12 protein-coding genes and 1 pseudogene are annotated in these 12,702 nt (G+C 71.6%); 8 read left to right on the top strand and 5 right to left on the bottom strand.

The features are described from left to right. The first annotated feature begins 30 nt into the window (after positions 1–30). The 3 genes from ACLJQE_RS17700 to ACLJQE_RS17690 all read left to right on the top strand — a co-directional run bounded on the left by ACLJQE_RS17700 (position 31) and on the right by ACLJQE_RS17690 (position 5,851). Positions 31–372, top strand: coding sequence for a hypothetical protein (locus ACLJQE_RS17700; RefSeq protein ID WP_410640343.1), 342 nt, complete (start codon positions 31–33; stop codon positions 370–372). Positions 373–411: 39 nt separating this feature from the next. Next, positions 412–3,738 (top strand): error-prone DNA polymerase, encoded by a 3,327-nt coding sequence (locus ACLJQE_RS17695; protein ID WP_410640342.1) that lies wholly within the window; start codon positions 412–414, stop codon positions 3,736–3,738. Between the two features lie 82 nt (positions 3,739–3,820). Beyond that, positions 3,821–5,851: a cellulose binding domain-containing protein gene (locus ACLJQE_RS17690; protein WP_410640341.1), complete on the top strand. Its 2,031-nt coding sequence runs from the start codon at positions 3,821–3,823 to the stop codon at positions 5,849–5,851. Here the strand turns inward: ACLJQE_RS17690 and ACLJQE_RS17685 are convergent. Next, a complete protein-coding gene (locus ACLJQE_RS17685; RefSeq protein ID WP_410640340.1) occupies positions 5,848–6,258 on the bottom strand; it encodes an SRPBCC family protein in 411 nt (136 codons plus the stop codon). The two genes, ACLJQE_RS17690 and ACLJQE_RS17685, sit on opposite strands and share 4 nt — an antisense overlap. Before the next feature lie 53 nt (positions 6,259–6,311). Here ACLJQE_RS17685 and ACLJQE_RS17680 point away from each other — a divergent pair, with 53 nt between their 5' ends. Beyond that, positions 6,312–6,728, top strand: a complete 417-nt coding sequence (locus tag ACLJQE_RS17680; protein ID WP_410640339.1) for a MarR family winged helix-turn-helix transcriptional regulator — start codon at positions 6,312–6,314, stop codon at positions 6,726–6,728. 62 nt (positions 6,729–6,790) lie between these two features. Here ACLJQE_RS17680 and ACLJQE_RS17675 read toward each other — a convergent pair whose 3' ends face one another. Both ACLJQE_RS17675 and ACLJQE_RS17670 read right to left on the bottom strand, forming a co-directional pair. Continuing rightward, the gene (locus ACLJQE_RS17675) at positions 6,791–7,645 is read right to left on the bottom strand and encodes an LLM class flavin-dependent oxidoreductase (protein ID WP_410640337.1); all 855 of its coding nucleotides are present in this window, start codon (positions 7,643–7,645) and stop codon (positions 6,791–6,793) included. Continuing rightward, positions 7,642–8,664 (bottom strand): aldo/keto reductase, encoded by a 1,023-nt coding sequence (locus ACLJQE_RS17670; RefSeq protein ID WP_410640336.1) that lies wholly within the window; start codon positions 8,662–8,664, stop codon positions 7,642–7,644. The genes ACLJQE_RS17675 and ACLJQE_RS17670 overlap by 4 nt, the downstream gene beginning before the upstream one ends. Before the next feature lie 91 nt (positions 8,665–8,755). Between ACLJQE_RS17670 and ACLJQE_RS17665 the strand changes: the two genes are divergently transcribed. The 4 genes and pseudogenes from ACLJQE_RS17665 to ACLJQE_RS17650 all read left to right on the top strand — a co-directional run bounded on the left by ACLJQE_RS17665 (position 8,756) and on the right by ACLJQE_RS17650 (position 10,941). Beyond that, positions 8,756–9,331, top strand: a complete 576-nt coding sequence (locus ACLJQE_RS17665) for a TetR/AcrR family transcriptional regulator (protein ID WP_410640335.1) — start codon at positions 8,756–8,758, stop codon at positions 9,329–9,331. Continuing rightward, positions 9,328–9,762, top strand: coding sequence for a pyridoxamine 5'-phosphate oxidase family protein (locus ACLJQE_RS17660; protein ID WP_410640334.1), 435 nt, complete (start codon positions 9,328–9,330; stop codon positions 9,760–9,762). Before ACLJQE_RS17665 ends, ACLJQE_RS17660 begins: the two co-directional genes overlap by 4 nt. A gap of 231 nt (positions 9,763–9,993) precedes the next feature. Beyond that, a pseudogene (locus ACLJQE_RS17655) lies at positions 9,994–10,191 on the top strand (cold-shock protein); the annotation flags it as partial. Positions 10,192–10,221: 30 nt separating this feature from the next. Further along, on the top strand, positions 10,222–10,941 hold the full coding sequence (locus ACLJQE_RS17650; RefSeq protein WP_364015863.1) for a cold-shock protein: 720 nt from the start codon (positions 10,222–10,224) through the stop codon (positions 10,939–10,941). Between the two features lie 305 nt (positions 10,942–11,246). On the opposite strand, the gene ACLJQE_RS17645 is transcribed toward ACLJQE_RS17650, so the two are convergent. Together ACLJQE_RS17645 and ACLJQE_RS17640 are read right to left on the bottom strand one after the other, a co-directional pair. Further along, positions 11,247–11,573 (bottom strand): hypothetical protein, encoded by a 327-nt coding sequence (locus ACLJQE_RS17645; protein ID WP_410640333.1) that lies wholly within the window; start codon positions 11,571–11,573, stop codon positions 11,247–11,249. Between the two features lie 45 nt (positions 11,574–11,618). Continuing rightward, a complete protein-coding gene (locus tag ACLJQE_RS17640) occupies positions 11,619–12,548 on the bottom strand; it encodes a hypothetical protein (protein ID WP_410640332.1) in 930 nt (309 codons plus the stop codon). Positions 12,549–12,702 lie beyond the last annotated feature (154 nt).

Here is a 12,702-nt window from a genome sequence, read left to right as displayed (position 1 = left end):
CGACGTGGGCACCCGGCGGACCGGATCCGCGTGCCGCGGCCGGCCTTGCTGGTGAAACCCCTGCGCCGAGCCGTGGCCGCGGTCGTCGCCGCGCTGCTGCCGAGCGCCGTGGTCGTGGTCACGACCGCGCCACCCGCCGCGGCGGCGGCCCCGGCCGACGTGCGCGAGGTCGTCACCACCACCAGGTGGACGTCGATCGCGGTGATCGGCGCGGACCTCCGGCAGCGGCGGAAGCCGGTGCGGCTGACCCAGGCGTTCGGGATCGAGCGCGTCGCTGTGACCGACCCGACTCCGGTCCGTCCACAGTTGACACCGGCGGTGCCCGCGCCGCAGGATCGGACCGCAGTATTCGTCCGTGTGTTCGAACAGTAGCCGCTGGCTTCCCCACAGCGAAATCGGTGGGAGCTGGCGTTGGCGTTCAACAACCCGAGCGTGCCGTGGTCCGAAGTGGAGCGGATCGCGTCCGGACGCGATCCCGTCCCCGGCGACGGCAACGACGCCCCGGCGTGGTCGCGCAGGCGCGAAGGCTATGCCGGGGCACCCGAAGACCTGCGGAACCGGCGGGGCCGGGACGACGGCGGGGACCGGATCCGGGCGCCCTACGCCGAGCTGCACGTCCACTCCAACTTCAGCTTCCTCGACGGCGCGAGCCACCCCGAGACGCTCGTCGAGGAGGCCGCGCGGCTCGAGCTCGACGCGCTCGTCCTCACCGACCACGACGGCATGTACGGCGCCGTGCGGTTCAACGACGCCGCGCGGGAGCTCGGGGTGCGGGTCGGGTTCGGGGCCGAACTCTCGCTCGGGCTGCCCGCGCCGCAGGCCGGTGCGCCGGATCCGGCCGGGTCGCACCTGCTCGTGATCGCCCGGCAGCAGACCGGTTACCACCGGCTGTGCCGCGTCATTTCCCGGGCCCAGCTCGACGGCGGGGAGAAGGGACGGCCCGTCTACGACGTCGACGACCTGGCCGACGAGCTGGCCGGGCACGTCGTCGTGCTCACCGGGTGCCGCAAGGGTGCCGTCCGCCAGGCGCTCGCGCAGAAGGGCCCGGCCGCCGCGCACGCCGAGCTGGCGCGGCTGGTGGACCGGTTCGGGCGGTCGCACGTCGCCGTCGAGCTGATCGACCACCGGCAGCCGCGGGACGACGCCGCCAACGACCTGCTCGCCGCGATGGCCGAGGAGCTCCGCCTGCCCACGGTCGTGTCCGGCAACGTGCACTACGCGCGCCCCGAAGACGCCGTCGTGGCGGACCTGGTCGCCGCCGTCCGGGCCCGGCGATCGGCCGGAGACCTCGACGGGTGGCGGCCGCCGTCGGGGCAGGCGTTCCTGCGGTCCGGGATGGAGCAGCGGCGCCGCTTCGAGCGCCGGTACCCCGGCGCCGTCGGCCGGGCCGCCGTCCTGGGCGTCGAAGTGGCGTTCGACCTCAACCTCGTCGCGCCGGACCTGCCGCCGTTCCCGGTCCCGGCGGGGCACGACGAGATGTCCTTCCTGACCGAGCTGACCCGGCGGGGCGCGGCGAAGCGCTACGGGCCGCGGGAGGAGAACCCGAAGGCCTACGCCCAGCTCGACCACGAACTCGCCGTCATCGAAAAGCTCGGCTTCCCCGGCTACTTCCTCGTCGTCTGGGACATCGTCCGGTTCTGCCGGGAAGCGGACATCCTCTGCCAGGGCCGGGGTTCGGCCGCGAACTCCGCCGTCTGCTACGCGCTCGAGATCTGCCACGCCGACCCGGTGAAGTGGAACCTGCTGTTCGAGCGGTTCCTCGCGCCGGAGCGGGACGGGCCGCCGGACATCGACGTCGACATCGAGTCCGGCCGCCGCGAGGAAGCCATCCAGTACGTCTACGAAAAGCACGGCCGGTTCCACGCCGCGCAGGTCGCCAACGTCATCACCTACCGGGCCGCGTCGGCGATCCGCGACGCCGCGAAGGCGCTCGGCCACAGCCCCGGGCAGCAGGACGCCTACGGCAAGCTCGTCGACCGCTGGGGCGGGGTCGCCGCCACCAGGCAGCAGGCGGCCGGGGCGATCCCGGACGACGTGCTCGACCTCGCGGCGCGGATCGAGGACTTCCCGCGCCACCTCGGCATCCACTCCGGCGGCATGGTGATCTCGAAGCAGCCGGTGTCCGAAGTGGTCCCGGTCGAATGGGCCACCATGGCCGATCGCAGCGTCCTGCAGTGGGACAAGGACGACTGCGCCGCCGTCGGGCTGGTCAAGTTCGACCTGCTCGGGCTCGGCATGCTGTCGGCGCTGCACCACATGATCGACCTCGTCGCCGAGCACCACGGATCCACAGTGGACCTCGGGCGGCTCGACCTCGCCGACCCGGCGGTCTACGACATGCTGTGCGAAGCGGACGCCGTCGGGGTCTTCCAGGTGGAAAGCCGCGCCCAGCTGGCCACGCTCCCGCGGCTGCGGCCCCGGGAGTTCTACGACCTCGTCGTCGAAGTCGCGCTGATCCGGCCCGGCCCGATCCAGGGCGGGTCGGTGCACCCCTACATCCGCCGTCGCCGCGGTGACGAAGAATGGCAGCACGCGCACCCGCTGCTGGCGTCCAGTCTGGACCGGACGCTCGGGGTGCCGCTGTTCCAGGAGCAGGTGATGCAGATGGCGGTCGACGTCGCGGGTTTCACCCCGGCCGAGGCCGACCAGCTGCGCCGCGCGATGGGCGCCAAGCGGTCCAGCGCCAAGATGAAGGCCCTGATGGCGCGGTTCTTCGCCGGCTGCGAAGCCAACGGCCTCGACCGCGAGCTCGCCACCCGGATCTTCGAGCAGATCCACGCCTTCTCCGGTTACGGCTTCCCCGAAGCGCATTCGATGTCCTTCGCGCTGCTGGTGTACGCGTCCGCGTGGTTCAAGCGCTACTACCCGGCCGCGTTCTGCGCCGGGCTGCTGCGTGCCCAGCCGATGGGCTTCTACAGCCCGCAGTCCCTGGTCGCCGACGCCCGCCGCCACGGCGTGCACATCCGCCAACCGGACCTCAACGCCAGCCTGGCCGGTGCCACGCTCGAGCCGGACGCCGGGAGCACCGGCGGCGTCGCGCTCCGGCTCGGCCTCGCCGCGGTCCGCCACCTCGGCGAAGACCTCGCCGAGGCGATCGTCGCCGAACGCGAGGCCCACGGCCCGTACCGGAGCATCGGCGACCTGGCCCGCCGGGTGCGGCTGAAGAAGAACGCCGCCGAAGCACTTGCCACGGCCGGGGCCTTCGGCGGGTTCGGCGGCGACCGGCGCCAGGACCTGTGGGCCGCCGGCGCGGCCGCGGCGACCCGGCCCGGTCACCTGCCCGGCCTCGCCCCGGGGCTCGACGCGCCGGCGCTGCCCGGGATGACGCGGCTGGAGGTGACGGCGGCGGACCTGTGGGCCACGAGCGTCTCCCCGGACGGCCACCCCGTGGAGTACTTGCGCGAACTGCTCACCGCGCGTGGGGCGATCACCGTCGCCGAGCTCGCGCGGACCGAGGACGGGACGCGGGTGCTGGCCGGGGGAGCGGTCACCCACCGGCAGCGCCCGGCGACCGCCGGCGGGATCACCTTCCTCAACCTCGAAGACGAGACCGGCATGGCCAACGTCGTCGTCTCCCAAGGCCTGTGGCACCGGCAGCGGCTCGTCGCCCGCACGAGCGCCGCGCTGCTCGTCCGCGGCCGGGTGCAAGCCGCCGAAGGAGTCGTCACCCTCGTCGCCGACCGGCTCGAACGCCTCGAACTCCCGATGCGGACCGGGCCCTCCCGCGACTTTCGTTGACTTCCGGGCCGGGCAATGGTTCTCTCTGCTCTGAGAGCGCTCTCAGCCATCCTTCGTGCCCGACGACTGAGGATGGACCTTCATGACAGTTAGACGTCTGCGCTGGGCGGCGTGGCCGGTGATCGCCGTGCTCGCCGCGGCGGTGCCGGCAGCCGGAACCGCCGGGGCGGCGACCACGTCCGCGGCGACGGTCACCGTCAACGCCCGTGCCGGCTTGGCGACCGTGCCGGACACCGGGATCGGTGCCAACCACGCGGTGTGGGACAGCCAGCTGGGGACCGACGAAGTGGCCGATCTGCTCGGGGGAGCCGGTGTCCGCACGATGCGGTACCCCGGCGGTTCCTACGGTGACATCTACCACTGGAAGGACAACACCGCGCCGGGCGGGTACGTGGCGCCCAACACCGATTTCGACACTTTCATGGGCGGGGTCCGGCGAGCCGGGGCCCAGCCGGTCATCATCGCCAACTACGGCACCGGCACGCCGGAGGAAGCCGCGGACTGGGTGCGGTACGCCAACGTCACCAAGGGCTACGGCGTCAAGTACTGGGAGATCGGCAACGAGCTCTACGGCAACGGCCACTACGGGGCGAACTGGGAAGCCGACAACCACGAAGACAAGAGCCCGGCCGGCTACGCCCGCAACGTCGTCGCCTACGCCGACGCGATGAAGGCCGTCGATCCGGGCATCAAGATCGGCGCCGTGCTGACGACCCCCGCGAACTGGCCGGACGGCATCGTCGGCGCCGGTGACACGGCGACCTGGAACCAGACCGTGCTGTCGATCGCCGGCCCGCACATCGACTTCGCCATCCTGCACTGGTACCCCAGCGGTTCGACGGCCGCCGAAGCGCTCAGCCGGACCGAGCAGGTGGAGGACATGATCTACCTGGCGCGCGACCAGATCACGCGGTACGCGGGCGCGAACTCCGGCCGGATCGGCATCGCGATGACCGAGATGAACACGCCGGTCGGCATGAACACCCAGCCCGGCGCGTTGTTCGCCGCCGACGCCTACAGCGCGTTGCTGGCCAACGGCGTGTTCAACATCGACTGGTGGAACGTGCACAACGGGGCGACCAAACTGTCCACTGTGGCCGGTCAACCCGACTACGGCGACTACGGCCTGCTCTCCAGCGCGACCTGCCTGGACGGCGGCTGCGAGCCCGCGCTCAACACCCCGTTCGCGCCCTACTACGGCTTGAAGATGCTGAGCACCTTCGCGCGGCCCGGCGACCAGTTCGTGCGGGCCGGCGCGGACGACCCGCTCGTCGGCGCGCACGCCGTCCGGTGGCCGAACGGCGACCTCGCCGTGCTGCTGCTCAACAAGGACCCGGACCAGGCCAGGACGGTGACCCTGGACTACGCGGGCTACACCCCGGCCGCGGGCGCGCCGCAGGTGTTCACCTTCACCAACGGTGCCACCGCGATCTCGAGCGCCACGACCGGCACGAGCACGTCCCAGACGCTGCCGCCGTACTCGCTCACCACCGTGGTGCTGCACCCCGCGGCCGCCGCGTCCGCCGGACCCGGGGCGCCCGGGCAGCCGGCTGGGAGCGCGACCGACCGGACCGCGACGATCAGCTGGCCCGCGGCCGCGCCGGGCGCCCACCCGATCGCGAAGTACGAGGTCCACCGGCAGGTGGGCACGGTGAGCGAACAGTGGGGCGAGACCACCGGCACGTCGCTCGACGTCGGGAACCTCGTGCCGGGCAGCCGGTACACGGTCAACGTGCTGGCGCGGGACACGGCCGGGAACGTGTCCGCGGCTTCCCCGCCGCTGACGCTCACCACCGGCGCACCGGCGGCGAGCAGCTGCACGGTCCGGATGACCGACGTCACCGACTGGGCGAGCGGCTTCGTCGGCGGCATCCGCGTCACCGGCACCGGAGTGGTGGGGAACTGGACGCTGACGTTCGACTGGCCGACCGCGCGTCAGCGGCTCACCGGCGGCTGGAACGGCACCTGGGCGCAGAACGGGAAGACGGTGACGGTCTCGTCGTCGGCCCCGACGGCGGCGAGCGTGGACGTCGGCTTCACCGCCGACTACAGCGGGCCGAACATCCTGCCGACGGCGTTCACCCTCAACGGGGTGCTCTGCGCGGCGGGCTAGCGTCCGGACTCGACGCGATCGCGCACAGCCCGCAGTTCTTCCCCGACGACCACCATCTGCGCGTCGACCGCCGCCGGGTCGGTGCCGTCGGGGAAGAACAGGCTGAAGATCAGCTCGGCGCCGGTCAGGTTCGGCACCACCCGGGTGAACAGGCCGAGGTTCGGGGCGTCGGCGCTGACGACGTCGACGACACCGTGCTCGGCCGCGACCCGCACGGCGACCCGCTGCGGGCCGCTTTCGGTGTGGACGCGCCAGATGTCGTCGTGCTCGTGGTCGACGGCGCTGGCGAAGCCCGGCGCCCATTCGGGGAGATGGTGAGGATCGGCCAGATATTCGACGACCCGCTCCGGCGGGGTGGCGATGGAGATGGTGCGGGTTTCGGCGCGTCCGGGTGTCGTGGGTGTCATAGCCGAAACGATACGCAGCTGCGTACGGTTTGTCGACGCGTAAAATCCCGCCGGTGAACGAGGACGACGATCTCGGAGCCCTCTGCGCCGGAGCGGGCCGCAGCCTGGCCGAAGCCGAGCGGCCGGTGCTGGAGCGGCACGGCCTCTCGATGTGGCAGTACGTCGTGCTGTCGGCGCTGGCCCAGGGGTCGGCGCCCAGCCAGCTGGTGCTGGCCCAGCAGATCCGCTACGACAAGACCCGGTTGATCGCCCTCCTCGACGCGCTCGAAGCGGAGGGCCTGGTGGCCCGCGCGCCCGACCCGGCCGACCGCCGCGCGCGGGTGGCCCGGCTGACCCCGGAGGGAGTCCGTCGGCATGCGGCGGTCCGTGCCGCGATCCGGGAAGTGGAGGAGCGGAAGCTGGCTGGTGTGGCACCGGAAGCCCGGCGGGTGCTGCGGTTGGCGCTGGCTCAGCTGGCGAACTCGGACTGAGCGCAGTGGCCGCCCGGAACTGTCGGTGCCGGCCGGTACGCTGGAAACCGGGGGCCGGAGGCCTACCGGCGGATCAGCTCGTCCGCCACCCAGTGCGCCACTCCCTCGGGGTACGGGTTCGGCAAGCCGAGCACGATGTGCCCGAATCCCGCGTCCGCCGCCTCGGCGATCTTCCCCCGGGTCAGCCCCGGCCGTTCGTAGTCCGCCGGGAGGAAGATCGACCGCGTGATCTCCGCCGGGTCGCGGCCGATCTCCGTGCAGTACCTGTCCAGCAGCCTGCTGCGGGCCGCCAGGTCCTCGATGTCGCCGCCGCCCGGGATGTTCCACAGGTTTGCGTGCTCGGCCACCACTCGCAGGGTTGCGCTTGCCCGGCCGCCGATCATGATCGGGGGGTGTGGCCGCTGTACCGGCCGCGGATTTCCGAACGCTCCGGTCAGCCGGACGTGCGCACCCGTGAAGTCGAACGGGGTCTCGGCTGTCCACAAGCGACGGATCACCGTGCACGCCTCGGCCAGTGCCGCCACCGCGTCCGCCTGGTCGTGGTACGGCAGGCCGTGTGCGTCGTACTCGCGCCGGGCCAGCGGGTGGCTCGGGCGGGAGCCCGCGCCGATGCCGAAGTCGAGCCGTCCGCCCGAGACGATGTCGACCGTCGTGGCGATCTTCGCCAGCATGGCCGGTGGCCGGAAGCGGTTGCTCGTCACCAGCAGGCCGATGCGCAGCCGGGACGTCCGGGCCGCCAGCGCCGAAAGCAGCGTCCAGCCTTCGAAGATCGGGCCGTCCGGGTCGCCGGCGATCGGCATCAGGTGGTCGAACAGCCACGCGTGCGCGATCTCCGGCACGGTATCGGCTTCCCGCCAGACTCGCCGGATCTCGTCGTACCCCACCTGCATCGGTGCGGTCATGATGCCGAACCTCATCGGCGCCGCCGCAGCGACGGGTCGAGCAGTGCGGGCGGGGTGTCGAACTTCTCGTCCGGGGCCAGGTCGGTCCCGGGCGCGACGATGGTGTCGATCTCGTCGAGGACGTCGGCGGGCAGCACGGTATCGGCGGCTTCGAGCTGCGAGCGCAGGTGGTCCGGGGTCCGCGGGCCGATGAGCGCGCTCGTCACCCCGGGGTGCGCGGTGACGAAGCCGAGCGCGAGCTGAATCAGGGAAAGATCGGCCTGCTCGGCGAGCTTGGCCAGCTTCTCGACGGCGTCGAGGCGGGCCCGGTTGGCGGGGAGGTCGAGGTCGAAGCGCTGCGGCACGACCTTCGCGCGGCTGGTGGTGATCTCCCGGCCCGCGCGGACCGCGCCCGACAGCCAGCCCGAAGCCAGCGGGCTCCAGGCCAGCACGCCCATTCCGTACTCCTCGGTCACCGGCAGCACGTGGGCTTCGATGCCGCGCTGCAGGATCGAGTAGCTGGGCTGCTCGGTGACGTACCGGCGCAGGTGGTGTTCGCGGGCCGCCCACTGCGCCTGCACGATGCGGTACGCGGGGAACGTCGAGGACCCGAAGTACCGGATCTTGCCCGCGCGCTGCAGGTCGGTCAGTGCGGAAAGCGCTTCCTCGTCGCTCGTGGCGGGGTCCCAGCGGTGGATCTGGTAGAGGTCGACGTGATCGACGCCGAGGCGGCGCAGGCTGTCGTCGAGCGCGGTGACCAGCCAGCGGCGCGAGTTGCCGCGGTGGTTGCGCTCTTCGCCCATGGGCATGGTCGCCTTCGTGGCCAGCACGAGGTCGTCGCGACGGCCGGCGATCGCCGTGCCGACCAGCACCTCCGACTCGCCCTGCCCGTACATGTCGGCGGTGTCGATCAGGTTGATGCCCGCTTCGAGCGCGGCGTCGACGATGGCGGTGGCCTCGTCCTGGGTGGTGTTCCCGATGGCGCCGAAGTTCATCGCGCCGAGCGCGAGGGTGCTGACCTGGACGCCGGTGCGGCCCAAGGTGCGGTACTGCATGGGGAGTGCCTCCGTGGCAGGATGAGCAAACGGAACGTTGCTCCGCTAACGATACGGAACACGGTTCCGCTTAGCAACCCCGGGAGGATCGGTGGGCGAACGCAAGCCCAAGCGGGCGGATGCCCGGCGCAACGAAAAGACGTTGCTGGACGCGGCGGCCGCCGTCTTCGTCGCCTCCGGCGTCGACGCGCCGGTGCGCGACATCGCGGCGAAGGCCGGCGTCGGGATGGGCACCATCTACCGGCACTTCCCGACCCGGGCGGACCTGATCATCGCGGTCTTCCGGCACCAGGTGGACGCCTGCGCGGAGGCGGGGCCGGCGCTGCTGGCTTCGAACGAGTCGCCGTACGCCGCGCTGACGCAGTGGATCGACCTGTTCGTGGACTTCCTGGCGACCAAGCACGGGCTCGCCGGGGCGCTGCAGTCCGACAACGCCGGCTTCGAGTCGCTGCACGCCTACTTCATCGACCGGCTGGTGCCGGTGTGCGCCGAGCTGCTCGACGCCGCCGCCGCGGCCGGCGAGATCCGGGCCGAGGTGCGGCCGCTGGAGCTCATGCGCGGCGTCGGCAACCTCTGCGTCGGCGCGGACACCGATCCGCGGTACGACGCGCGCCGGCTGGTCGGCATCCTCCTCGCGGGGCTGCGGTGCGGCACCATGGGCGCATGACGGCGTGGCGGGAGTTCGAAGCGGCGGAACCGGAGTTCGCGCGGCGCGTGCGGGCGTTGTTCGACGCGCACAAGCACAAGACGATCGCGACCCTGCGGGCGGACGGCTCGCCGCGGATCTCGGGGATCGAAACGGTCTTCGAGGACGGTGAGCTCGTCTTCGGGTCGATGCCGAACGCGCGCAAGGGCGCGGACCTGCGGCGGGATCCGCGGTTCGCGCTGCACAGCGCGACGGTCGACCCGGTGGACGGCGCGGAAGCGCAGTGGCCGGGTGAGGCGAAGATCGCCGGACGGGTGCGCACCGAGGACGGCGAGCGGTTCGTGGCCGACGTCGCCGAGGTCGTGCACACCCACCTGAACGAGGCCGCGACGCTGCTGGTCGTCGAGTGGTGGACGCCCGGGGGCGGGCTGCGCAAGGTCGAGCGCGAATAACTCCGGCGAGGGCGCACGGTGACTCGAAGACGGCTTGTGTCCGCCTGGAGGGAGGTCAGGACGCGCCGACCGGGGGGCTTAGACCTGGTCTCAAAACTCGGCGTGTCGCTAGGTGAACCAACGGCCCGCCCGTGGCTCCGCACCGCCCGCCTGTGGGACCCGGCCCGACGGACCGGAGGTCTGTCAGAGAGACTGGGGGCCATTGCCCGCCCTCTCGACCTGGAGTCTTTGATGCCGCAAGGGACCGTCCGTTGGTTCGACGCCGAACGGGGTTTCGGCTTCCTCGCGCCCGAGGACGGCTCGCCGGACGTGTTCGTGCACGCCTCCGAGATCGTCGGGGACGGCGGCGCGAAACTGCTCCGCGAGGGTCAGGCCGTCGTGTTCGAGGTCGGCGAGAACGACCGCGGGCCCCAGGCGCTGCGCGTTCGCGTCACCGCCGATGCGGCCACCGGCAGCGCCGTGGGCCTGCTCGGCACCATCAACTGGTACGAGCCGGGCAAGGGGTACGGCTTCGCGTCGCCGGACGGCGGCGGCGCCGACATCTTCGTGCACAGCTCCGCCATCGTGACCGGCGGCGTGGTCACCGAGGGGCAGCGGGTGGCCTTCCTGATCGTCGAAGGCGAGCGCGGCCCGCAGGCCGGGCACGTGATCCCGCTGGGAGCAGGGGCCGGCTCACCCGCTGCGGCTGGTATCGCGGACGGTGCCGACGGCACGGTGGCCTGGTACGACGAGGACAAGGGCTTCGGCTTCATCAACCCCGACTCCGGCGCCGGGGACGTCTTCGTTCACGCCCGGGCCCTGGCCGAGGGGCTGACGTGGCTCGCGGAGGGCGACCGCGTCGCCTACGAGGTGGCTAGTGGAGACAAGGGCCCGCAGGCCCGCGACGTGCACCTGGTCCGGGGCGCCGAGCCCCAGACGGCGCCGCAGCGGTCGGCACCTGCCGCGGCCGCAGGGCCGGCGGCGCGGGACGTGCCCGTACGAGGCGGCGAGGGCGTCGTCGCGCGCTACGACGGCGACCGCGGCTTCGGCTTCATCACCCCGGACGCAGGCGGCGACGATCTCTTCGCCCACGCGTCCGTGATCATGGGGTCGGAGCCGCTGCAGAAGGGTGACCGGGTCCGGTACGCGGTGCGTCAGAGCGACCGGGGCCCGCAGGCGGACCGCATCGAACGCCTCTGAAGAGGCGGCCCCACCGATGGCTGATCACTTCCCGACGAGAGTGCTCGTTCATCCCCGTCGATGGTGCCGTCAGCAACGCGGCTCACCAGTCACCCCCACCCAACGACACAGAGCTACCGATGTATCCCAAACGAGTGAATGGATGCGTTGGACCTGGTCGCAGAGCTCGATCTTTATGAGCCGGCGGACGTTGATCACGGTGCAGGCCAGCGTGAGTAGCGCCAGCGTGGTGCGGGGTCAGCAGCTCGACCGTCACGCTTCCGATCTTGGAGCTGACCTTCGAGAGGGCGGCGAGCAACTCGCGATCACGAGCGTGCATGCGGCGCCTCGATCCGCCGGCGCTCGTTCTGGGCCGCGCAGACCGGGCACGCTCGGCCCGGCTTCGGGATGATCCGGCGGCGGCTGATGCTGGGCCGGTCGTGCTCCAGCGGGAACCGGACGCCCGTCAGGCACCAGGGCAACAGCATGAACAGCCGCGGGTTGGCCATCTCCGAGCGCAGGTACAGGTGCGGGGTGGCGTCGAGTTCGATCTCGTTCAGCCGCTGGCCGCCGGTGTTGAACAGCGAGCCGCCACACCGGAACGTCGGCCGGTCATTGCCCACGGCCGAATCGCCGGCATCTCGCGCTGTCACACCAGAGACGCTAAGAGTGATCTTGGCTCAGGCGTTCACAACCTGTTAACCCACTTGAAGACGTGCCTTCAGGCTGTCCAGCTCCCATGCGCGTCTCCGGGCGCGTGTGTCCAGTTCGGCGACCACTTCCCGCGCGATTGGGTCATGGCGTATGCGTAGTGGCGCCACTCGATCGGCGAGGTCGAGATGTCGGATGGCTTCACCGTCGCGCGCGCCTTCGGCTTGCATGTATGCCCGTGCGAGGTCGAAGTGGAGCGCCGCCTTGCGTTCAGCCGAGGTGAGTCCGGCGTCGTAGTTCTCTCGACGAGTGATCTGCTCGGCGCGCTCTGGACCGGTGCCGAGTTCCACGGCCAGGGACAAGCTCCACGCTTGGACGTTCGCAGGTCCGAAGTCGTAATGCAGGGTGCTGCGTTCACCCGTGCGCGCTGCCAGTTCGGTCGCAACATCGAGGTGGGTCTGTGCAGCGTCAGCGTCCTGATCCTTCGCCGCCAATTGCGCGGACGCGAGGTGCAGCATGCCGGCCGCTTCCGCCGGGGCGCTGTCCTCAGCCCCGGGATCTGCGGTCTTCACCGCTTCCAGGGCTACGCCAGTGACACGCTGCGCCCGGTAGCGGGCGCCCATGCGGCCGAGAACCACGGAGGCCGACATGGCAGCGAACCCGCCGAGCGCGGGGTCTTCAAGTCGGGCAGCAGCGTCTTGAGCGCGGCGAGCGGCTGTCGCAGCGAGGTCGTTGTTGCCGAGCGTGCGCGCCGCACCGATGGCGACGATGCACGCTTCCGTCAGCGCTCGCAGCGCCGCGCGGCGGGTGTCCGTATCCCCGGTGACCGCGTGTACGTGCAGTTCGGTCAGAAGGTCGCCGAGGGCGTGTCCGGCCAGGCCGTAACGTGAGTCTGCCGAAGCCGCGTTGGCACGGGCTGCCAGCCGGGCGAGTTCGCCGACCGGTCGGACGCGGATGTCCTGCGGTACGTCGTCCAACGTCGAGTCGAAGAGGGCAACTGAGATGGGGGGTGTCCCTATGTGGTTGTCAAGCCGCGGCTGGGACGGGAGCTGGTTCGGGGTGGCGGTAGTGGGTGCCGTTGCGGAGCATCGCGTAGAGGACGTCGCAGCGGCGGCGGGCCAGGCAGATCAG

The sequence above is a fragment of the Amycolatopsis sp. lyj-346 genome (genome assembly GCF_046548975.1).
Taxonomy (GTDB): domain Bacteria; phylum Actinomycetota; class Actinomycetes; order Mycobacteriales; family Pseudonocardiaceae; genus Amycolatopsis.
Note: the sequence above shows the minus strand (reverse complement) of the source record. Positions and strands in the feature narration are given on the sequence as shown.